The 20,291-nt window shown below is 54.5% G+C and carries 18 protein-coding genes and 4 pseudogenes; 5 read left to right on the top strand and 17 right to left on the bottom strand.

Annotated elements, in window-relative coordinates:
- Nucleotides 1–178: 178 nt before the first annotated feature.
- From HU770_RS26120 to galB, 11 genes and pseudogenes are all read right to left on the bottom strand, one after another.
- Nucleotides 179–1,705: pseudogene (locus HU770_RS26120) on the bottom strand (IS66 family transposase).
- Nucleotides 1,706–1,755: 50 nt separating this feature from the next.
- Nucleotides 1,756–2,091, bottom strand: coding sequence for an IS66 family insertion sequence element accessory protein TnpB (gene tnpB / locus HU770_RS27200; protein WP_057440793.1), 336 nt, complete (start codon nucleotides 2,089–2,091; stop codon nucleotides 1,756–1,758).
- Nucleotides 2,088–2,420: a transposase gene (locus HU770_RS26110; RefSeq protein ID WP_186666385.1), complete on the bottom strand. Its 333-nt coding sequence runs from the start codon at nucleotides 2,418–2,420 to the stop codon at nucleotides 2,088–2,090. The genes tnpB and HU770_RS26110 overlap by 4 nt, the downstream gene beginning before the upstream one ends.
- 249 nt (nucleotides 2,421–2,669) lie before the next feature.
- The gene (locus HU770_RS26105) at nucleotides 2,670–3,899 is read right to left on the bottom strand and encodes an OprD family porin (RefSeq protein ID WP_186666377.1); all 1,230 of its coding nucleotides are present in this window, start codon (nucleotides 3,897–3,899) and stop codon (nucleotides 2,670–2,672) included.
- Nucleotides 3,900–3,982: 83 nt separating this feature from the next.
- Nucleotides 3,983–5,296 carry a dicarboxylate/amino acid:cation symporter gene (locus HU770_RS26100; protein WP_186666375.1) on the bottom strand — a complete coding sequence of 438 codons (1,314 nt, stop codon included), beginning with the start codon at nucleotides 5,294–5,296 and terminating at the stop codon, nucleotides 3,983–3,985.
- A 51-nt stretch (nucleotides 5,297–5,347) separates the two neighbouring features.
- On the bottom strand, nucleotides 5,348–6,211 hold the full coding sequence (locus HU770_RS26095) for an amidohydrolase family protein (protein WP_186666373.1): 864 nt from the start codon (nucleotides 6,209–6,211) through the stop codon (nucleotides 5,348–5,350).
- A gap of 115 nt (nucleotides 6,212–6,326) precedes the next feature.
- Nucleotides 6,327–7,211: a LysR substrate-binding domain-containing protein gene (locus tag HU770_RS26090; protein ID WP_186666371.1), complete on the bottom strand. Its 885-nt coding sequence runs from the start codon at nucleotides 7,209–7,211 to the stop codon at nucleotides 6,327–6,329.
- Between the two features lie 23 nt (nucleotides 7,212–7,234).
- Nucleotides 7,235–8,158: a DUF1932 domain-containing protein gene (locus HU770_RS26085; RefSeq protein ID WP_186666362.1), complete on the bottom strand. Its 924-nt coding sequence runs from the start codon at nucleotides 8,156–8,158 to the stop codon at nucleotides 7,235–7,237.
- Nucleotides 8,155–9,243 (bottom strand): 4-oxalomesaconate tautomerase, encoded by a 1,089-nt coding sequence (locus HU770_RS26080; RefSeq protein ID WP_186666355.1) that lies wholly within the window; start codon nucleotides 9,241–9,243, stop codon nucleotides 8,155–8,157. The genes HU770_RS26085 and HU770_RS26080 overlap by 4 nt, the downstream gene beginning before the upstream one ends.
- 4 nt (nucleotides 9,244–9,247) lie before the next feature.
- On the bottom strand, nucleotides 9,248–9,964 hold the full coding sequence (locus HU770_RS26075; protein ID WP_186666347.1) for a 4-carboxy-4-hydroxy-2-oxoadipate aldolase/oxaloacetate decarboxylase: 717 nt from the start codon (nucleotides 9,962–9,964) through the stop codon (nucleotides 9,248–9,250).
- Nucleotides 9,961–10,698: a 4-oxalmesaconate hydratase gene (galB, locus tag HU770_RS26070; protein WP_186666344.1), complete on the bottom strand. Its 738-nt coding sequence runs from the start codon at nucleotides 10,696–10,698 to the stop codon at nucleotides 9,961–9,963. The genes HU770_RS26075 and galB overlap by 4 nt, the downstream gene beginning before the upstream one ends.
- Before the next feature lie 156 nt (nucleotides 10,699–10,854).
- Between galB and HU770_RS26065 the strand changes: the two genes are divergently transcribed.
- Nucleotides 10,855–12,063 (top strand): LysR family transcriptional regulator, encoded by a 1,209-nt coding sequence (locus HU770_RS26065; protein WP_186666342.1) that lies wholly within the window; start codon nucleotides 10,855–10,857, stop codon nucleotides 12,061–12,063.
- A gap of 393 nt (nucleotides 12,064–12,456) precedes the next feature.
- On the opposite strand, the gene HU770_RS26060 is transcribed toward HU770_RS26065, so the two are convergent.
- The 4 genes from HU770_RS26060 to HU770_RS26045 all read right to left on the bottom strand — a co-directional run bounded on the left by HU770_RS26060 (nucleotide 12,457) and on the right by HU770_RS26045 (nucleotide 16,024).
- Nucleotides 12,457–12,837 (bottom strand): carboxymuconolactone decarboxylase family protein, encoded by a 381-nt coding sequence (locus tag HU770_RS26060; protein ID WP_186666340.1) that lies wholly within the window; start codon nucleotides 12,835–12,837, stop codon nucleotides 12,457–12,459.
- Nucleotides 12,838–12,872: 35 nt separating this feature from the next.
- Nucleotides 12,873–14,147, bottom strand: coding sequence for an OprD family porin (locus tag HU770_RS26055; RefSeq protein WP_186666338.1), 1,275 nt, complete (start codon nucleotides 14,145–14,147; stop codon nucleotides 12,873–12,875).
- A gap of 157 nt (nucleotides 14,148–14,304) precedes the next feature.
- Nucleotides 14,305–14,832: a cupin domain-containing protein gene (locus HU770_RS26050; protein ID WP_186666336.1), complete on the bottom strand. Its 528-nt coding sequence runs from the start codon at nucleotides 14,830–14,832 to the stop codon at nucleotides 14,305–14,307.
- 154 nt (nucleotides 14,833–14,986) lie between these two features.
- A complete protein-coding gene (locus HU770_RS26045) occupies nucleotides 14,987–16,024 on the bottom strand; it encodes an AraC family transcriptional regulator (protein ID WP_186666334.1) in 1,038 nt (345 codons plus the stop codon).
- A gap of 129 nt (nucleotides 16,025–16,153) precedes the next feature.
- Here HU770_RS26045 and HU770_RS26040 point away from each other — a divergent pair, with 129 nt between their 5' ends.
- The 3 genes from HU770_RS26040 (at nucleotide 16,154) to HU770_RS26030 (ending at nucleotide 19,506) form a co-directional block, all read left to right on the top strand.
- Nucleotides 16,154–17,077 (top strand): 3-hydroxyacyl-CoA dehydrogenase family protein, encoded by a 924-nt coding sequence (locus tag HU770_RS26040; RefSeq protein ID WP_186666332.1) that lies wholly within the window; start codon nucleotides 16,154–16,156, stop codon nucleotides 17,075–17,077.
- 20 nt (nucleotides 17,078–17,097) lie between these two features.
- Entirely contained in the window at nucleotides 17,098–18,036 is a 939-nt protein-coding gene (locus HU770_RS26035) for a 3-keto-5-aminohexanoate cleavage protein (protein WP_186666324.1), read from the top strand.
- 105 nt (nucleotides 18,037–18,141) lie between these two features.
- Nucleotides 18,142–19,506 carry an MFS transporter gene (locus HU770_RS26030; protein ID WP_346014130.1) on the top strand — a complete coding sequence of 455 codons (1,365 nt, stop codon included), beginning with the start codon at nucleotides 18,142–18,144 and terminating at the stop codon, nucleotides 19,504–19,506.
- Nucleotides 19,507–19,588: 82 nt separating this feature from the next.
- On the opposite strand, the pseudogene HU770_RS26025 reads toward HU770_RS26030, so the two are convergent.
- Nucleotides 19,589–19,663 (bottom strand): annotated as a pseudogene (locus HU770_RS26025) (AAA family ATPase); the annotation flags it as partial.
- 19 nt (nucleotides 19,664–19,682) lie between these two features.
- Nucleotides 19,683–20,012: pseudogene (locus HU770_RS26020) on the bottom strand (IS21 family transposase); the annotation flags it as partial.
- On the opposite strand from HU770_RS26020, the pseudogene HU770_RS27380 reads away from it, so the two are divergent.
- Nucleotides 19,942–20,291, top strand: a pseudogene (locus HU770_RS27380) (hypothetical protein); the annotation flags it as partial. The pseudogenes HU770_RS26020 and HU770_RS27380 overlap by 71 nt on opposite strands.

Raw genomic sequence — 20,291 nt, 5'->3', positions numbered from 1 at the left:
CTCGTCGGTAGAGGACTACGAAGCGCTGCTGCCGTGGAACTGCTCACCGGAGATGCAACGGTAAATCGAAGCTCCATCTGGCGGTAGGTGGGGTTCATGGATCGCACTCCCATGATCACGATAAGAAGCTCCTATCATCCCATCGACGTAAGCGTACGGGGAATACGCCTTGCGCAAGTCAGCCCGGCATCCACTGATGTGGCAGTAGCTGCTCGATCTCACTAGCCTTCTGCGTCGGCAACCGCATTAGTACATCCTTGAGATACGCATACGGATCACGCCCATTCATGCGCGCCGACTGGATCAGACTCATGATCGCCGCTGCCCGCTTACCGCTGCACAGCGATCCAGCAAATAGCCAGTTCGACCTACCAAGCGCCCACGGCCTTATCGTGTTTTCGCAGGCGTTGTTATCGATGGGCACAGCACCATCATCAAGGTAGCGCGTCATCGCTACCCAGCGTTTCAAGCTGTAATCCAGAGCTTTGGCCGTGGCTGAGCCCTCGGGCATAAGTGCGCGTTGAGCGATCATCCACTCATGCAACTTTTCAGCGACGGGCACCGCCATTTCTCGGCGTAATCGACAGCGATCTTCATCGCTCATGTCCTTGGCCTGCCGTTCGACCTCATACAAGCCGCCGATGGAGTGCACCGCCTGTTCGGCCAACTGGCTTTTGTTCGCCACATGCAGGTCGAAAAACTTGCGCCGGGCATGGGCCATGCAGCCGATTTCGGTGATGCCCTGCTCGAAGCCAGCCTTGTAGCCTGCGAAGTCATCGCAAACCAGCTTACCGTTCCAGGTGCCTAGGAAGTTGCGCGCATTTTCGCCTGCACGGCTGGGGCTGAAGTCGTAGACCACCGCTTTCAGTGCCGAGAACGGTGTCGTGCAGTAGGCCCAGACATACGCTCGGTGCGTTTTCTTTTCGCCCGGGGCCAGCATCTGCACCGGTGTTTCATCGGCATGGAGGACTCGCTGGGCCAACACGGCTTCGCGCAGTGCATCTACCAGCGGTTGCAGTTGTACACCGGTTTGGCCGACCCACTGAGCCAGCGTCGAGCGCGGGATTGCCAGGCCGGCACGGCCGAAGATCTTTTCCTGCCGGTACAACGGAAGGTGGTCGGCGAACTTGGCCACCATCACGTGGGCCAACAAGCCGGCAGTGGGGATGCCCTTGTCGATCACCTGTGCCGGTACCGGCGCGTGAGTCAGTGTTTCGCATTGGCGGCAGGCCCACTTGCTACGTACATGTTGCTCAACCGTGAACACGCCGGGGGTGTAGTCCAGCTTCTCGCTGACGTCTTCGCCGATGCGTTGAAGTTGGCAGCCGCAGGAGCATTGAGTGTTCTCTGGCTCATGATGAATGACGGTACGAGGGAACTGCGGCGGCAGCGGCGCACGTTTAGGCTGTTGGCGTGGTTCGTCCGGTGCAGGGGCGGGACGAAGTGCTTTCAACTCGGCATCAATGGCTTCGAGGTCGGTGCTGAGCAAGTCATCCAGCAAGCTGCCTTGCGCCGGGCTGATTTGCTCACTGCGCTTGGCAAACTTGTGGCGTTTGAGGACGGCAATTTCGTGAGAGAGCTGCTCGATGACGGTCTCGTCGCGACGGCTTTCTCAGCCCATGGTGTCGACCTTCGACAGCAACTGCGCAGCGAGTGCACGCAGTTGATCGGGCGTCATTTGGTCGAGATTGGGCGAGGAAGTCATGCCTTGGATTTTACCAAAGCAGCACACCTGCCACAGCTAAAAGAGCCGATTCAGAGCAACGTAATTACACCGTTAGCACCCACCCGCTGCCAGGGCAGGCCCAGCACCAGCGCTTGAAGTTGTTCGGCGTCGAGTTCAACTTCGTGGCCTCGATGAGTGCCAGGCCAGTGGAATTTGCCTTGGTTCAGGCGGCGCGCGGCCAGCCAGATGCCAACGCCGTCATGTACGAGCACCTTCATGCGGTTAGCGCGGCGATTGGCGAACAGATAAGCGCAGTGCGGCTTCGCCGCACCGAACACCGCGACCACACGGGCTAATGCTGTGTCCGTACCGGCGCGCATGTCCATGGGCTCAGTGGCGAGCCAGATGGCGTCGATGCGGATCATTGGGAGAGGCTGCGGATGAAGCGTGCGCAGCCGTCCGGATCGAAGATCGGCCAGCTCACAGTGACTGTTCGCTGCCCCGAAGAAATCTCGATGCGGGCTACATCCTGATCCTGCCGAGCAGGCGTCGCCGCAGCGGTCTCAAGCTTAAACGGTACAAATGCAGGCAAGCCAGAAGCCTGCCGGTCACGATAGATAGGTATCCACTTGCGAACCAGATTAGCGTTGATGCCGTGCCGCAGCGCCACGCTGGCAATGGATACATCGGGGCTCAGGCATTCATGGACAACTCGGGCCTTGAAGGGTTTGGGATAAGAGGTGCGCTGACGCATGGTGTTCCTTGAATTAAGGGCGATGGTGTCCACGTATTTTTAGGTGGACACCATCGCCCTTAATCTGGGGATTCTGAAGGTGTGTTCGGCAGACGCTTACTAATCATCTACTTTTTACAGCATTTGAGACTGGCCTTATCATCCCCGTCTAAAACTGCCAGGTTTTAACGCCCGTTCTTGCCGAACCTGGCAGCACCGTCCTCGAACGCGACAGGCAATCCTACCTACCTTTGGGCTGGGGGCTCTATGTCAGAATGACGTGAAAAGGTAGCTTGCGATCAACCGTGTCTCATCGATGTCGCGCAGATCATCGCTGCGAAATGTTGCATTGCGCAGCCTTAGAGAAAATCCTTTTAGCTTCCCTTGAAACGCATAGTTCAATTCCACGTCACGCTCCCATTCTCTGTCGGCACCAACCTTCTTCAATCCGTCTCCATGAATGTAGGCCGTGAAGAAACTCAGTCCCGGAACCCCGAGTGCAGCAAAGTCATAGCCATAGCGAAGCTGCCAGCTACGCTCTCCTGCGCTCCCGAAGTCGTGATACTGCACATAGTTGGGAAGGTAGGGGTTATTGATGTAAGCAAACCCGGTCGATCCCTGCATGACTTGGTACGTCGCCATCACGCTGTGGCCATTGTTCATTGAGTAGTTGAACGAGGCCGCATAGGCTCGGTTATCGACATCACCAGCCTTGGCGGCGCCGATGTCGCTGCTCGCAAAAGCACGCAGATCGGTAGTGAGGTTACCGTTTCCTAGTGGCATGCTGTGAACCAAGCCCACATATTGTTGACGATAAACGTCATCCAGCTCGCCATAGAAATAACTGGCACTCAGCTTAGGCGTGACTTTATAAGTGGCTCCCCCGAGTCGATAAAAATCACCAATCCCAGTTGCACGATAGCGACCATCTTTCACGGCGAGGGTGATGTCCTTCAAGTCCGTAGAGTCTGGGGTAATGGTCTGGTCGAACTGCGCGAGGTTGAGAGTCAATCGATCAATATCTGTCGAGGTGACTTGAAACCCCTGAAATGTCTGCGGCGTCAATCTACTATTGTTGTACTGGAGAACAGGGTATTTGGGCAGTGACATGCCGTATCGAATAGTGGTGTCGAATACTTTGGCTTTCACGCCGTACCCAGCCTTTGAATACTCGTCTACTGCTTCGCCAGAATCCTTTCTTGGAAGCAGCCCACTACCTGAACGATCAGGGCTAGAGTCCAGTCTATACCCTGCAAAGATCAATGCGTCCGCCCCGACGCCAACCGGGCCTGATGTATAACCAGACTCATAGTTAAGTAAAAACCCTTGAGCCCACTCTTCTCTTTTCGATACCCCGGTGCCTTCTCGGAAGTCTCCATTGTAATAAAAGTTTCGGGCCTCCAATCGGATTTTGCTGCCCTCAATAAAACCTTCCGCAAAAGTGTTGCTGGTCGAGAGAATCAAAGGAATGACAATTGAGCATGAGAGAGTACGATTCATTTTTATTATTGTCCTGACGCAAAGGGCCGCTGCTCGGCCTAAGGCCGAACAGGGGCATATTTTTATTGTATTAGTTTGAGGCCTTATTTCTTGATGCTGAGTTCTTGTGCAAGCTTTTCGCGATCCAATTCTTTCTCCCATGCGGAGACGACCAGCGCTGCCACACCGTTGCCAACCAGGTTGGTCATGGCAAGGCCAGTCCCCATGAAACGGTGGATACCAAGGATAAGTACCATGCCTGCTACAGGAACAACCGGCACGACCATGAGTGTGCTGGTCAGCATCACGAACGCAGCGCCCGATACGCCACTGGCGCCTTTCGATGTCAGCATTGCCACCACCACCAGCGTCAATTGCTGGCTGAGGGACAGCTCGATATTCAGGGCTTGAGCAATGAAAAGAACTGCCATCGTCAGGTATATATTGGTGCCATCCAGGTTGAACGAGTACCCCGTCGGGATGACCAGCCCTACGACTGGTTTGGAACAGCCCAAACGCTCCATTTTTTCCATGATTTGAGGCAGTACCACTTCTGAGGAACTGGTGCCGAGCACCACCAGTAGCTCTTCCTTGATGTAAGCGATGAATCGCAGAATGCTAAATCCGCAAACCTTGGCCACTGCACCGAGAATGACGATTACGAACAGCGCGCACAGGATGTAGAAACTGCCGACCAGCTTCATGAGAGGCAGCAAGGCGCCAACCCCATAGGTGCCTACGGTGAAAGCAATCGCACCAAACGCACCTACGGCAGAGAGCTTGGCGATGATGTGGACGATTCGGAAGAAAACCCCTGACAAACCTTCGATGATGTCGTAGACCGGCTTTCCCTTTGCACCCATCGCCGAGAGTGCGCATCCAAAAAGGACAGACACCAGCAGGATGCAGAGCACATTCCCTTCGGCGAAAGCTTGGACAAATGTTGAGGGGATAATCCCCATCAGAAACTCAACCATGTGCATGTGTTGAGCCTTTTCGGCGAACCCAGTTACAGCTGAGGCGTCCAGAGAATTCACATCTACGTTGAAGCCTCCGCCGGGGTTGAAAAGGTGGCCCCCAATCAAGCCGATGATGAGGGACACCGTGGAGATGACTTCGAAGTAGAGCAGGGCCTTGCCACCAACGCGACCCACTTTCTTCAGATCTCGCATCCCAGCGATACCGCTTACCACCGTGCAGAAAACGACGGGGCCGATAATCATCTTGATCAGCTTGATGAAGGCATCGCCCAGAGGTTTTAGGTCAGCGGCGAATGTAGGCCAGAAGTGACCGACCACGACGCCAGCAATGATTCCAAGTAGAACCTGGAAGTACATCGCTTTGTAGAAGGGCGGTTTGGCTTTCACCACGGAGGGTGATGTAGCTTCGGCCTGAGCAGACGCAGGGCTGGAGTTCATAGCTATTCTCACTGAAATCTTATTGTTGGAGGAATGGTCTAGCGTTGTTGCTTAGCGTCCGTATAGTTTCAGGGGATTTTCTACCAACAGCTTCTGGCGCTTCTCTGGATCCGTACAGAATCTGAACATCAGATCCACCAATCCGCCGTCGTTTGGCATGTCCTTGGAGATGTTTGGATGTGGCCAGTCAGTACCCCACAGCACTCTATCCGGAGCGATCTCAATAAGCCGCTGTGCAAAAGGGATCGCATCCTCGAACGGTCGACGACCTGCGGAGACACGTTCGGCGCCGCAGACCTTCACCCAGGCCAATGGGTTTTCCATCAGTTGTTGGAGCGCATGGAATGGTGTCTGGTCGATGCCATCCTGGGCTTTGACTCGGCCCATGTGGTCGATGATGAAAGGTACCGGGATCCGCGCAAGCCGATCTGCGTAGGTGAGGATGTCTTGGGCGTCGAGGTGCAGAACCACGTGCCATCCAAGATCTGCAAGACGATCTACGGTGCTGTCGAAAACATCGAGATCGGGGGCTCCGCCCAGGTGAGCTACGAAGTTGAAACGAACCCCACGAACACCGCCGGCATCAAGGGCTGCCAGTTGTTCATCAGATTCGGTGCCATTCACGATGGCTACACCCCGATAGCGCCCCTCACTGCGAGCAATCGTGTCGAGCATGGCGCGATTGTCGGTACCGTGGCAGCTGGCCTGGACGATTACGCCACGGCTGAAACCGAGGTGATCGTGCAAAGACCGCAGAGTTTCGAAAGGGGCATCTGGAGGCGTATAGCTGCGGTCATCTGCGTAAGGGAAAACCGAGGCTGGCCCAAACACATGGCAATGTGCGTCCCATGCGCCTTCTGGCAGCTTTTGCAGCGGGATGGTGGGGTGTGGATCTGGAGCGAGGCAGGATTTCATCTCGTATCCTATTAGTCGTTGTTAGTGGAATCGATAACCCGATGGTGGGCGTCTTCCGGCCTCTCAACAACTCGACCCAAGTTCTAGCAGTTATGCAGTTTTTGCATGCGTCAGGCTAAGGTATGCAAATCTCACGCACGAGCGCCATCGTTTGTTCTGCGAGACGGGAGAGAGGTCTCTGCTCGAATGTGGCTACAAATAGATGGGTCTGAATTGTGGGATCGACTATCTGTGCGGCTTTGAGACCTTCCAATTGGCCGTTGCCGTTAACCAGCGCGGAACGAAACAGCACTCCATAACCCATATCGAGATCAATCAGCTCCAGAAGAGACGGGATGCTATCTATCTCCAGAGATATGTCGAGCTGAACCTCGTGTCGTGTAGCTTCAGTCTCGATCAAGCGCCGAATTGAATGAGGCTCACTCGGGGTAATGAGCGGAAACTTGCCCAAATCTTTCATCGGGACTGTGGCTGGGAGATCGGAATGCTGGCTCCCGATGAGCATCAATGGCTCAGAATGTAGGTGCTCGTATTGCAGCTGCGCCTTCTGTCCAGGGTTGAAAAGCAGCGCAAAATCCAGCCGCCCCAAGAGCAGCCACTCGCGCACCGAGTGAGTAAGGCCCTCTTTGATGCCTAGGATGCAATTAGGGAAGCGCTTGCGAAATGCCGTTACTAACGCCACGGTATGGCGCCGAGAAATGCTGGGCGGGAGGCCAATGACGACTTTGCCGGACAGGGTATCGCGCTGTTCCCGCAGGTCTTCTCGCGCTACCTGAACCTGTCTGAGAATGCCCTTACCGTGTTCGAAGAGTCGCTGGCCAGAACCGGTTAGTAATACCCCACGTCCATTACGCATCAGTAGATGCTCTTGGAGTTCGACCTCAAGCTGGCGAACCTGTCGACTTACGACAGACTGCGAGATGTTTAAGACAGCTGCGGCTTTGGTGAAACTGCCAAATTCCGCCACCCGTACAAAGCATTCCAGTTGCTTGAGATCCATGGGGCTCACTCAAAGACCTTATCTTACCCTTTTTCGAGGGCTTCACTTTGCTTGGCGGCTGAGCTGCCGTAGAGGGTGTCGACAAATGCACTCCAACTGAAGGGTTCCAGCGTCGAATATTCGATGCCCGCTTCAGCCATGGAGTCTATAAGCCCTCGCTGAGCGCTCGCTGTCGCTCTACTCATGTAAGCGGCAACCCCTACATCGTTGACTGTCTTTTCAACCTCTTTCATCTCCTCTGATCGCCGTAACCCGTGCTCTGCCACCCGACTGATCAGATAGTGAGGGAGATCACTGTTCCATCCCATACTTGGAAAGCTTTTGTGCAGCGATGCGAGAACCTCATCCTCCGCATCGTACTGGCGAGCAGCACTTAAGCATTCCGTCGTAAGAGCCTCTAAGCCCTTAATCATGATGCTTCGACACATCTTGATTGCTGAGGCCACGCCAATTGTGTTGGCGACCACGCGGGTGTTCATACCAAGAGCGTTCAGTTGAGAGCAGACCTCATCGGACCGTGTGCCGCCCAGCAGTATGGGTGTGAGAAGTCGTTGCGGAGGAACGGGCGCCACGACGGCGGCGTCAACGTAATCAATTCCATATTGGGCCATAACGGCTTCTGCCACCCGCTTGGTTGCAGGAGCAATGGAGTTGATATCTATGAACAACTGCCCCTTCAGCATCAGTGGAGCCGCATCCTGTGCGACCCTGAGGGCATTGTCGGCGGTCACGGCAGAAATGACCCACTCCCCGCGCGATAGGGCAAGGGCAGCGCTATCACAGACGGTCACGCCGCAGCGTCGCCCTTTGTCGAGCAGGGCTGGTCGTTTTTTCGGGTCATCGTGCAATCGATCATAGGTGAAAATTTCTATGCCAGCGGCAGCAAGGTCTTGCCCTAGGATGCCACCAGCTTCACCGAAGCCGATCAAGGTAAGGGTTTTGATCATTTTGTAGTTACCGATGGCCAAATTGAAGCAGGGATTAGCACATTTCCGTCAAAGAGCAATCGAGCCGTACGCACTAGTCCACAGCCTACGATCTTTTCTTCTCGCATGCGAAGCTCAACGGAGAATTCTCCAGTTGGATGTTCTACGGATATTCTCACGTGATCATGGGGCTCGACCCTAGCGACGCTTGAAGCAACCGTGCCCTCAAGGCGACAGGCTGTTGCGACACTAACCGCGCCGAATACACCGATGGATGTGTGGCAGCGGTGGGGAATGAATGTGCGGCTGCTGATCGCGCCGCCATCACGCGCAGCCGCGATCAAAGACAGCTTGGGTACGGTTCGGCTGCTAACGTCACCGAGATTCATCAGCTTCCCGGCTTTTAGTCTGATGGACTCAAGCTTCGATTTAAGCTCGGTATCACCATCGAGTTCCTCAGGGCTTTCGTATCCTGTGCGGCCCAAATCGGCTGCCCTTATCAGGACTACGGGCATGCCGTTATCAATGCATGTCACCTCTATACCATCGACTTGGTCAACTGCGTTACCTGTCGGAAGTAGAGCCCCACAGCTGGAACCAGCGATGTCCTGGAATTCGACGATCAGAGGAGCACTGGATCCCGGAACACCATCGATTCTAGCCTCTCCGTCATACTTAACTCGACCCTCAAGCGTCTGGACTTGAGCGATTGCGGTTTGGCCCGTATTAGCCATGAAGATGCGTACGGGCGTGATCGAATCATGCGCTGTTATCAAGCCCCGCTCGATGGCGAACGGGCCTACACCTGCCAGGATATTTCCGCAGTTTTGGCCGTAATCTACCTTGGCTTCTTCAACTGAAACCTGAGCGAACAAGTAGTCCACATCAGCGTCGGGACGATTTGAAGGGCTGATAATCGCTACCTTGCTAGTGAGCGAGTTCGCGCCACCAATTCCATCAATCTGGCGTGGATCAGGGGAGCCCATGGCAGCAAGTAATACCCGGTCTCGCGCCTCACCTTCGGGGGGCAACTCACTAGCGAGGAAGAACGCGCCTTTAGAGGTGCCGCCGCGAACCAACAGACAAGGAATTCGAGTCTGGCTCATGGCGTCACCCATCTAGATCGCTGAGCGAGTCGTAGTAGACCAAACCGCGATCAGCCAGCTTTTGGCGCATGTTGTAAATATCGAGGCCCAACTCACCTGCGGCGAGACGCAATCGCTTTTGCTCCTCCAGCTCAGCACGTTTGAGGCTGGTATCGACCACTTCCCTGACGTCTTGACGTCTGACGATCACGACGCCGTCATCATCTGCAACCACCACGTCTCCAGGCTCAACTAACTGGCCAGCGCAGACTATCGGAGTATTCACCGAGCCAATTGTCTCTTTCACCGTTCCCTGGGCATGCACTGTACGTGACCAGACCTTGAAACCCATTTCCCTGAGCGTTCGTGTATCCCGTACGCCCGCATCAATGACCAGACCTCTCACTCCCCGTGCTTGTAAGGAAGTTGCGAGCAGATCACCGAAGTAGCCATCAGTGCATGGGGAGGATGTCCCCACGACCAAGATATCTCCCGGCTGACACTGTTCTACCGCGACGTGAAACATCCAGTTGTCGCCGGGGGCAACCAGTGCCGTCACTGCGGAACCACTGATGCCCTGATTCTGTTGAATGGGACGGATCGCTTTATCGAGCAGCCCCTTCCGGCCTTGGGCCTCGTGTACGGTTGCGACGCCGAACTCGTTAAGCGCGTCTATTAGGCCACCGTCAGCTCGGGAAATATTGCGGATCACAATTCCTGTCTTTCCAATGAGGCTGCTCATCCCAGGTTCTCCGTAACGCGAGGGAAGAGGCTTTCATAGCCCTCTGCGTAGACAATGTTTCGCGAAGAGGCGATGCCGACGTTGCGCTTGGCTTGCACACCTCGTTGCAGAGCTACGCGAGTGTAGTACTCCCAGAGGTGTTCCTGACCTGCCATGCACTGAATCGCCGCGTACTTTTTGTCCCACACCTCAGTGATGTCCAACAGCACGTCAGGCCTCCACTCACACTGCTCAGGCTGGTGTGGCTCAAAGCTATAGACAGGAGGAGCGCCGACGATCTTTTCGCCAGGCTTGTAGCCCTCAGCCTGAGCGATAATGCGGGCCTCCTGTGTGAGGTTCATTGCGAGTGGGTGGTCGTAGTTGTACGGATCCTTAATTGAATGGCTCAGTACAAACTCCGGTTGAACTCGTCGAAAGACGTCGGCGAGGCGAAACAGGGTTTCCTTGTCTGCGCGCATCGGATAGTCACCAATATCGAAAAACTCGACGCTGGCGCCCAGGATGTCAGCGGCAGCTTGAGCTTCTTCGCGACGAGCCGCTTTCACCCTCTCTTCAGTCATCTCACCCTTACGCCACAATTTGGCAGACTCACCGCGTTCGCCGTAGGACAGGCAAACGATGTGTACGGCATATCCCTGTTGGGTATGAAGGGCGATGGCGCCACCTGCGCGCCAAACAAAATCGGCGGAATGCGCACTAACGATCAAGGCTGTTTTTTGTTGTGATGTGTTCATTTGTGGCTCGTCTCATCGTAGGGATCGATGGGACATACCGTCGCATACGTATACCTTAAGCGGATAATGCCTTCCTCCTTTCAAGGTATGCATTTTACTTATTGGGATGACTGCGCCATTCTATGAGGTCCCGACGAGCGCTGAGAGTGCGAACTCATGACACCCCCTGTTTCTCCTAGCCTGATGCAGATCCGAGCGTTCTTGTACGTGGTCGAGACCGGGAGCATCTCTAAAGCAGCTGCCGCCTTGTTCCGCGCTCAATCTGCTGTGACTCGATCAATCATTTCGCTTGAGTCGTCGTTGGGCATACCCATATTTGAGCGTAATGCGAATGGAATGCGACTGACTCGGCAAGGCGCTTCAATTCTCCCTCGGGCCAAACGCGCTGTGGCCGAACTGCTTTATATTCCGCAGGTTCTCGGTAGGACGAAGGAAGGGTCGGGGGAACCGCTTTATTTGTTCCAGAATCGGCGTCTTGAGATATTTGCTCGGCTTTGCGAAACCCAAAACATGCAAACCGCTGCCATGACGCTCGGTATTTCTCAACCGGCAATAAGTGCTGCGATAAAGATTCTAGAGCAAGGGTGTGGCGTTAGTCTTTTCGAGCGCACGCCTCAAGGTTTGCTGCCAACCAGGATGGCGTCCGTAGTTCTGCTTCACGCCCGGCGTGCGTTGAATGAACTACGTCATTTGGACGCAGATATCACTTTCTTGGATGGCATTGTGAGAGGCACTGTACATGTTGGTGCGCTACCATTGGGGCGCACTCATATTCTTCCACAAGCTATTGTGCGCCTCACCGGTCGCCATCCCGGACTTTCCATTGTGACGAACGAGAGCCCGTTTGATCTATTGGCTAGCGAATTACGGTCAGGCGATGTGGATTTCGTCTTGGGTGCTTTACGCTCATCTTCCTATGGTTCTGACTTGCAAGCCGAAGAACTGATGCAGGAGAATCTGGTGATCTTGATGCGTCGTGGTCACTCATGGGCAGGCCGGCCAGTTACGCCGGAAATGCTCGCTTCTGCAAAATGGGTACTTCCAAGATCTGGCTCACCGGCACGTGATCTGCTGTCAGCATTTTTTTTCCACATAGGTATAAGCTCGCCGCCGCCCGTGGTGGAAACAGGTGACCTTGCGATACTCCGGGGAGTGCTGTTGAACTCTGACATGCTCGCAGCCGTTTCTGCACATCAACTTCAGTATGAGATCAACAGCAAAGATCTCGTTCCTGTGCCTTTAGTTTTGAACCACACATCAAGGCCCATTGGTCTTACTTATCGGGCTGCCGCACTCCAATCCCCGGCGGCGCAAGCACTCATGGAAATGATCCGGCAAGTGGTTTCAGAAATGCAAGCAGGATAGTGTCTGTGACATTTCTATTGATGCCCAGACCTAAAATTTGGGAAGCTTGCATTGAAGCTAGCATTAGCGCACTTGCGCCAATCTTGTGTGGCAGCTTTCGACCCAAAGCTGCCTTTCGTAGAGGCAGCTCTGACCGTAAGCGCATTTGGCTAGCATTGGGGTGGCGTGTGAATTTCATGCGATCATTCTCTTGGCATTTTTCAAAAGAAAAAGCCCCCAGCCGCACGAACAACCATGCGTGGTAGCAGTTCGTGCGGCAGAGAGCGCAAACTACAAGCGCTTATGCAGCCTCAAACGGGAGCATCAGCTTTCTCAGCGTCTGCCCTCGGTGGCTTCGACAAAGTGAGCGAGCCAAGCATTTTTCTGGCTCCCGCTTCGGGCAGGCAGCAGGACTTATTCAGTCGTTGCTTGAAAATCTTTGATCACCGTTATCGCTGCCCGGAATGCCTCAACTGCCGCTGGCACACCGGCATACACCGCACAGTGAAGGAGGACCTCCCGAATCTCATCTGGCGTGCACCCATTGTTCAGTGCTCCCCGCACATGACCAGACAATTCTGTAGGGGCCTTCAAAGCTGTCAGCGCCGCTAGGGTGATGAGGCTACGGGTCTTTAACGGTAGGCCTTCTCTTTGCCAGACGCTGCCCCACGCGTGTTCATTGATGAAATCCTGAAGCGGCGCGGTGAAATCGTTCGTTGTAGACATTGCTCGCTCAACGAATTTAGTCCCCATGACTAGGGACCTGATCTCAATTCCTGCTTCATTTTTGTTCATACGTAACCTCATACGGATTGTGGCGCTGGGGGTATTTACAGCAGCTTGATCGGGTAATTCAGAATGACCCGATTCTCGTCGATGTCGAAATTACTGAAATTTCGCCTCAGAGAGGAGTTACGCCATTTGATTGAAAGGTCCTTTAGCGGACCGCTCTGGATAACATAGGCGAGTTCTGATTCCCGGCCCCATTCCTTCCCGTTACTGAGGAGCCCAACATGCACGTTGTCACCTGAAAGATAGCGATTCATCATCGTCAACCCAGGGATACCCAGTGCGGCAAAATTGTAGTCATGACGGATCTGCCAAGAGCGCTCGCCTGCGAAATCGTAGCTTGAGATAAATGTGTCATTGGCCAGCGAACCTCCAGCTGCTCCGTTGACTCTCATCCAGCCAGTATCCCCATCCACACGCTGTAAGCCTACATAGAAGGTGCTGGGGCCTGTTTGGGCGGACAGCATCAGTGTGGCAGTCTTGTTATCCATCTGACCGGCCTTTGCTGCCCCATCCTCATCACCGAGAAAGAGGCCGATATTCGCTCCCAACTTCCACCCACCTAACGCTTGGCTGTGGACAACGTTGAAGTATTCCTGGTGGTAGATGTCTTCGAGTTGCGCATACCATAGGCCGACCTGAGTGGCCTTGTCGTTGAACAGATATTCAGTGCCAGCGAAGTTGAATCTGTCAGCGGTTGCTCCCGGTTTTCCGGACATGAACATCTTGTCCATGCTTGCATCGTTTCGAGGGCTGTTTCCCCAAAACTGACCTGTGTAGAAGGTGAAATGCTCAATTTCTTTGGACGTTATCTGGGCGCCGCGAAACGTCTGGGGCAGAGCACGCCCGTCATCAGTACGCAGGATTGGAAGTAGCGAAACCCACTCACCGATCTTCAGTTCAGTCTTTGAAAACCTGGCCTTCAACGCAACACCAAGTCGCCCAAAATCGTCGGGAGCCTTGCCGTCGTCATGCACCGGGAACAGCTGTGTGCCAGATGTCCCGCGCCCCCCATCGAGCTTGAGCGCGTATAGCCCCAAGACGTCCATACCAAACCCGACCGTGCCAGTTGTAAAACCTGACCTCAGGTCGAGGATGAAACTCTGCGCCCATTCGGCTGCCATCCCTTGAGGATAGGTAGGATCCACAAAATTGCGGTTGTGGTAGAAGTTGCGCAGATTCAACGTAGCGGTTGTGTCCTCGACAAGCCCCTCTGCCGAAGCGCCTACCGAAAATACTGAGCACAGAATGCTCAGCGTGACGGGCCGGAAAATGGAATTGAGCGCCTGGTATCGAAGTTGATAAAGGAATTTCATTATTTTTATTTCCTTTTTTGAGGGTGCAAGCTGCCGAAGCAGTCGGTTAACTACTTTTTTAGAATTCCGCGCAGGTGCAATGACGGTTGGCTAACCATCATCTTTGTTGAGTGAGTTGGCCTTCTATGCAGTAGGCAGGGAGGCTCTATACTTGGCCCTAATCGCCTTTTGCATCGACCAGCACGGCCATGAGAAGCGCATCGACAGCCCCTCTGTTGACCCACGAGTGGTTGGTGCCGCGCTGGATGACGACGTCAAATGGATTCATATCGACCTCACCCTCATCTAGAACGAGCGTGATGGAGCCCTGTAAAAGGATGATGTAGTCCGTGGTGGCGCTCTTGTGCATGCCAGGATCTCGACGAGTATCCGTTTGGACATGGCGTGCGTTCATGGTCTCGAAAAGGTCGCTCCAGGACTTGGCTTTTTCTTCAGGGCTCAGGTGTGCAGAGTCGGCTGCTGGAGGAATCTGAAAGAAACGGAATACGGTTCCGGAGGCCGCCGGCTCCAACGATTTCGACAGAACGCCATTATCGACAGTGGAGTAGTGGTCATGCGGCGCTTTCCCTGTCGTCCACAATTCGGTCAATCCACCGATACAGTTCGTGGCAGGACCGTCTGATAAAACGGAGGACCGACCGTCGTTGTTATCGCAGGTGATGATGCGTCGAACAGGAATGAGCATGGACAGGCACTCTTATATTTTGACTGGGCCGTTTGTTCGGCAACTCCCTGGCAGTGGTAGGAGCGCCGGTCTCCATACTACGAACCCGGATTACCCATGACGAGGTCTGAAGCGGATTCAAAAGGGTCTTAAACGGACATTTCTGTAATCTCGCTCAACCCCGTTCGTCGCGAACCTGCCGTGGGGTTTTACCGGTCCATCGCTTGAAAGCACGACGGAAATTCGTGCTGTCACTGAAGCCAATTTTAGCGGCAATGTCCTCGGTGCTCATTCTCGTACTCTGCAAATACTCTATGGCCAAGCTGCTCCTGACGTCGTCCAGGATTGCTCCGTAGTCAGTACCTTCTGCATCCAGCTTCCTGCGCAAGGTTCGGGTGGTAAGCCGCATATGCTGAGCGATCTGTTCCATTGTCGGGAATTGACTCGGCGTCAGCATCATCAACTGATACACCTCTCCTGCGATGCCCGTGGAAGTCTTCGTCTTGCCTATCAGACGATCACAGGTCTCCTGAAGCATCGTACGGGTAAGCCGATTGGCGAGCTGAGGGGCCTGGGAGAGGATTACATGGGGGTAATGCAATTCAGTAGCACGGCTATTGAAAACGCATTCGCAGCCTAAGAAGCGCTCATACATCGCACTGTCCGCAGGCGTTGGAAATGCGAATAGGGCCTTGATTGGCCGACACTCTAGCCCCGCGGCGTCTTGAAGGTGAGTGACATGCTGAGCCATCTGTTGACGTATCAGGAATTCGCGTGTATAGGCGCTCATCACGTGACTGTAAACGTCAGAGAACTCCCAGATGGCCACCTCCTCTTCCTCTCTCCAGCTGATGTGCAGGGTGGGCGTCGCAAGGACGTGGTACTTCACGCCGAAATCGAAAAAGTCACGAAGGTTCAGGCTGCACATCAGCGCGTATCCATACATCCCGTAGGCCGAGAGATGCATTCGTGAGCCGACCTGAAAGGCAGTGGAGGCATCCGCAGAAGCCCTGATGACGTTGTCGCATGCATCAATGTACTGGTGGATAGACGTGAGCGTATTGGGGTCGTTGATTTGAACTGCATCAAGGTGCGTGCCTTGAAGCACTACTTCCGGAGTGATGCCTTGCTCCGCGACCGTATCGACCAGTGTCGCGATCTTGTAGGGAGCGAAGATCTTCTGATTCAGGAAGACTTGAGTGGATGCGAGCATACTGGAGGAAACCTTCGTGATGTCCGAATGGGACTGCTAGCTGTCCCAATGTAACCTTACCAGTAAATTTGACCAGTCGTAGTATGGCTCCAACAAGAAAAGCCTTTGGCTTGAAAAAATGGAGTCAGCATGCAAAAAATCTTACATGCCTGCATCGTTGGTGCTGGCCTTATGGGCCATGGCATCGCTCAGGTTTTCGCCCATGCCGGGCACAAGGTCACCATTTTTGACCCTGATGCAGCAACGCTCGATGCAGCACCGCAGCGCGTCGCTCACAACCTAGAGCAGATGGGCATCGCGTCAGCGCCGGTGCTTGCCAATATCACTTTCTCTACAGACCTTCAGACTGCCGCACGAGAGGCGGACATTGTCATCGAAGCTGTTCCTGAAAAGCTGGAACTGAAGCAGCAACTGTTCATCGACATTGCCAGACACTCACCAGACCATACCGTTTTCGCGAGCAACACCTCTGTGATTCCCATCACCTCCATTGGTGAGTTGCTGCCCCCAAACGCAAAAGCGCGGCTTGTAGGAACGCACTGGTGGAACCCTCCGCACCTGGTCCCACTTGTAGAAGTGGTCCGCACAAAATTCACGTCTGAGGCTGTATTCGATTGGACGTTTGAACTGATGCTCGCTCTGGGGAAGTCCCCTGTGAAGGTCCAACAAGACGTGCCCGGCTTCATTGGCAATCGACTCCAGCACGCGATGTGGCGTGAGGCCATTTCTTTGGTATCGAAGGGCGTTTGCGATGCAGAGACCATCGATACAGTCGTGAAGCAGAGTTTTGGGATGCGAATGCCCTTTCTCGGCCCGATGGAAAACGCTGATCTGGTTGGCCTGCAACTGGCCAAGCTCGTTCATCAGGTCATTTTTCCCGACCTGTGTAATGACAAGGCGCCGAACCCCTTGCTCGACTCGCTGCTTTCGCAGGGGCATCAAGGGATGCGCTCCGGACAGGGACTGCGCTCATGGAGCCAAGAAAAGGCCGATCAGGTTCGTACAGAGTTAGCGCTACGACTGATCGACTCAGTTACAAAGCCAACCGTTTGATGCCCAGCCGAGAATAAAAAATGAACAACAAAAATCGCAAAATCATCATTACCTGCGCGGTCACAGGTGCGATGCATACGCCGACGATGTCGGAACATCTGCCAATTACCCCCGATCAAATCGCCCAGCAGGCTATCGAAGCCGTGGAAGCAGGCGCATCAATTGTTCATCTGCATGCCCGCAACCCCATCGATGGTCGGCCATCCCCAGATCCGGCGCTTTTTGATGAGTTTGTACCAGAAATCGCCCGCAAAACAGGCGCGGTAATCAATATCACGACTGGCGGAAGCACGCGAATGACCTTGGAGGAGCGCCTCGCTTATCCGCTCCGTGCGCGCCCAGAAATGTGTTCGTTGAATATGGGGTCCATGAACTTCTCTATCCACCCCATCGCCCGGAAGATCGACAACTGGCAGCATGAATGGGAAAGGCCTTACGTCGAAGGAATGGAAGACTTGATCTTCCGAAACACCTTCAAAGACATCAAGCACATCATGCAAGACTTAGGCGAATCGGGAACTCGCTTTGAGCTGGAATGCTACGACGTTGGGCATCTCTACAACCTCGCGTATTTCGTAGACGAAGGACTGATCAAGCCGCCTTTCTTCATCCAATCCATCTACGGCATTCTCGGTGGCCTTGGCCCAGACCCTGAGAACCTGTCGATGATGCGCGGAGTTGCTGACCGCCTATTTGGGCGAGCCAACTACGAGTTTTCTATCCTCGGCGCTGGTCGGCATCAAATGTCGCTCCTGACTATCGGCGCCATCATGGGAGGTCATGTCCGCGTCGGCCTAGAGGACAGCATCTACCTGGGCAAAGGAGTTAAAGCGAAATCGAATGCCGAGCAGGTGAAGAAGATCCGCCGAATTCTGGAAGAACTCTCTTACGAAATCGCCACACCCGATGAAGCGCGCCAGATCCTGGGTTTGAAGGGCGCAAACAACGTCGGCTTTTGACCACCTTGCTTTTTGAAGCGTGAGTGAAGACCCATAGGCAGCGAAGGTAAATAAGCCTTCGTTCGCTTAGGCCGAGACAGAACAATAATAAATATCGCGAGGCGTATGATGGCAAATCTCGAATCGATTGCTAGCCCTTCGGCTGACCAACAGTCCACAGGTAACTGTGTGGCTGCTGAGCATGCGGTTTATAGAAAGATCACAGCCCGGCTAGTACCTCTGTTGTTTTTAGCGTACCTAATGGCATTTCTAGACAGAATCAACGTCGGGTACGCAAAGCTTCAAATGAGTGCCGATCTCGGCTTCTCCGAGGCGGTGTACGGCCTCGGAGCAGGCATTTTTTTCGTCAGTTATCTGCTGTTCGAAGTCCCCAGCAATCTCTGGCTTGAACGCGTCGGGGTTCGGATCACGCTGCTACGCATTATGGTTCTCTGGGGCCTGGTGTCTGCGTCCACTATGTTGGTGAGCACACCCGAGCAGTTCTACTTTGTCCGCCTGTTGCTCGGGATTTGTGAAGCAGGCTTTTTCCCAGGCATCATTCTTTACCTCACCTACTGGTTTCCCAGCACACGCCGGGGCAAGGTGACTGGTCAGTTCATGTTAGCGATTCCCGTTGCCGGCATTATTGGCGGACCAATCTCAGGCTGGATCATGTCTTCAATGAACGGTATTCATGGCCTCAGTGGATGGCAGTGGATGTTCCTGATCGAAGGTCTTCCTACCGTGGTTTTGGGGTGCATGTGCTACCTGCTCCTCGCCAATAAGCCAGCGGAGGCGAAATGGTTGACCGATGAGGAAAAGCAGGTCGTCATTGAGACGATGGCCAAGGATGCGGATTCATCGACCTCAAGCAGCCATGTCGGGGCTCTTTCGAAGCTGCGCCTGGCATTGAGTGACTCGAAAGTCTGGCTGCTGGCATTTATCTATTTCACCACGGCCTGTGCTAACTACACCTTCACGTTCTGGATGCCGACAATTATCAAGGGTCTAGGGGTAACTGACGTGTCTCACATTGGTGCACTTTCTGCGATCCCCTACATCTTTGCTGCCCTGGGTGTGCTTTTTGTCTCTGCGAGTTCTGATCGTCGCAAAGAGCGGCGCTGGCATGTGGGCGGGTCTTTGATTCTAGGCGCCGTGGGTCTGGCTTGCACACCATTCTTAAACAACTCGCTGGTCGCCACTCTGGCCGTCCTAAGCTTCGTTGGGTTCTTCCAATTCGGCGCAGGCATCGCCTATTGGGCGCTCCCCTCAACTTATCTCAACAAGTCCACCGCCGCTGTCGGCATTGGCTTGGTCAGTTCAATTGGCGTGATTGGCGGCTTCGTGAGCCCTGTACTTATTGGATTTATCAAGGATTTCACGGGGAGCTTGGACAATGGAATAGTTACCATTGCCTTGCTTATGCTTGCTGGCGGCTTAGCGATTCTGCTTGCACTCCCAGCGAGGGCGGTACGTGTAGGTCACGACTGAGGTATCGCGCAAGACCGGAGGAGCAACGCATCTTGCATTGCTCCTACGTGTTAAATCCCCGGTATTCGCTATTCCCAGCGTGTTGCTCGCTGAGCGCTTTGACCATGCCGTGCAGGCGCAAGATTTGCAGCTTGTCCAAGGTCGGGTTCGGTAGCATTTTGATCCTCCTTTTCAGGTCAGTGGTAGTAGCCGGGGCCGCGCAGGTTGATGTGCTCGTCGGGCAGCATCGGCAGGTTTTGCTGAGCCAGCGGCAGGCGTTCCAGCCCTTGGCGCAGGATCGATTCCAGGCTCTTGTAACTGCATGCGCCCAGTGCCAGCGCACGTTGGCACGCGGCTTCCAGCCGCGTTTCGCCGTGCTGTTTGCTCAGGCGCAGGATGCCCAGGCAGGCGCGGAAGCCGTGCTGTGGGTGGATTCGGTGTTCGAGGATGTAGGTGATGACGCCAGCGGTGTTGGGCCCGGTTTGCTCTGCCCAGCGGATCAGTCGCTGCGGCGTCCACTCGGCGTGTGCTGCTGGCGTCAACGCCCCCTGGGACAGCTTCGCTGCGTCGTCCCTGGGCTCGCCAGTCAGCGTGTTCTCCATACTCACGCTACTCTCGCTGTTGCCCTTTGGCATGATCGCCCTGACTACCTTCACCCGGAATATCGTGGCGCTGTCCCCGGTGCGCCACGCCCGCGGCTTGCAACAAACGCCGCCGAACATCGTGCTGATCGTGCTGGCTCTGTTCCTTACCCTGTTCATCATGGCGCCGACGCTGGAGAGCACCTACCAGGCCGGGGTCAAGCC

This window comes from Pseudomonas sp. SWRI68, assembly GCF_014269165.1.
Classification (GTDB): Bacteria; Pseudomonadota; Gammaproteobacteria; order Pseudomonadales; family Pseudomonadaceae; genus Aquipseudomonas; species Aquipseudomonas capeferrum.
Note: the sequence above shows the minus strand (reverse complement) of the source record. Positions and strands in the feature narration are given on the sequence as shown.

What these genes read in the sequence shown, in the direction of transcription:
- HU770_RS26050 (WP_186666336.1), bottom strand. Translation starts at nt 14,832, where the DNA reads ATGCTCATTCCTGTTCGACGCATCATCACCTGCGATAACAACGACGGT.
- tnpB (WP_057440793.1), bottom strand. Translation starts at nt 2,091, where the DNA reads ATGATCCGCATCGACGCCATCTGGCTCGCCACTGAGCCCATGGACATG.
- HU770_RS26065 (WP_186666342.1), top strand. Translation starts at nt 10,855, where the DNA reads ATGACACCCCCTGTTTCTCCTAGCCTGATGCAGATCCGAGCGTTCTTG.
- HU770_RS26080 (WP_186666355.1), bottom strand. Translation starts at nt 9,243, where the DNA reads ATGAGCCAGACTCGAATTCCTTGTCTGTTGGTTCGCGGCGGCACCTCT.
- HU770_RS26055 (WP_186666338.1), bottom strand. Translation starts at nt 14,147, where the DNA reads ATGAAATTCCTTTATCAACTTCGATACCAGGCGCTCAATTCCATTTTC.
- HU770_RS26090 (WP_186666371.1), bottom strand. Translation starts at nt 7,211, where the DNA reads ATGGATCTCAAGCAACTGGAATGCTTTGTACGGGTGGCGGAATTTGGC.
- HU770_RS26105 (WP_186666377.1), bottom strand. Translation starts at nt 3,899, where the DNA reads ATGAATCGTACTCTCTCATGCTCAATTGTCATTCCTTTGATTCTCTCG.
- HU770_RS26030 (WP_346014130.1), top strand. Translation starts at nt 18,142, where the DNA reads ATGATGGCAAATCTCGAATCGATTGCTAGCCCTTCGGCTGACCAACAG.
- HU770_RS26110 (WP_186666385.1), bottom strand. Translation starts at nt 2,420, where the DNA reads ATGCGTCAGCGCACCTCTTATCCCAAACCCTTCAAGGCCCGAGTTGTC.
- galB (WP_186666344.1), bottom strand. Translation starts at nt 10,698, where the DNA reads ATGAACACATCACAACAAAAAACAGCCTTGATCGTTAGTGCGCATTCC.
- HU770_RS26075 (WP_186666347.1), bottom strand. Translation starts at nt 9,964, where the DNA reads ATGAGCAGCCTCATTGGAAAGACAGGAATTGTGATCCGCAATATTTCC.
- HU770_RS26095 (WP_186666373.1), bottom strand. Translation starts at nt 6,211, where the DNA reads ATGAAATCCTGCCTCGCTCCAGATCCACACCCCACCATCCCGCTGCAA.
- HU770_RS26045 (WP_186666334.1), bottom strand. Translation starts at nt 16,024, where the DNA reads ATGCTCGCATCCACTCAAGTCTTCCTGAATCAGAAGATCTTCGCTCCC.
- HU770_RS26085 (WP_186666362.1), bottom strand. Translation starts at nt 8,158, where the DNA reads ATGATCAAAACCCTTACCTTGATCGGCTTCGGTGAAGCTGGTGGCATC.
- HU770_RS26040 (WP_186666332.1), top strand. Translation starts at nt 16,154, where the DNA reads ATGCAAAAAATCTTACATGCCTGCATCGTTGGTGCTGGCCTTATGGGC.
- HU770_RS26035 (WP_186666324.1), top strand. Translation starts at nt 17,098, where the DNA reads ATGAACAACAAAAATCGCAAAATCATCATTACCTGCGCGGTCACAGGT.
- HU770_RS26100 (WP_186666375.1), bottom strand. Translation starts at nt 5,296, where the DNA reads ATGAACTCCAGCCCTGCGTCTGCTCAGGCCGAAGCTACATCACCCTCC.
- HU770_RS26060 (WP_186666340.1), bottom strand. Translation starts at nt 12,837, where the DNA reads ATGAACAAAAATGAAGCAGGAATTGAGATCAGGTCCCTAGTCATGGGG.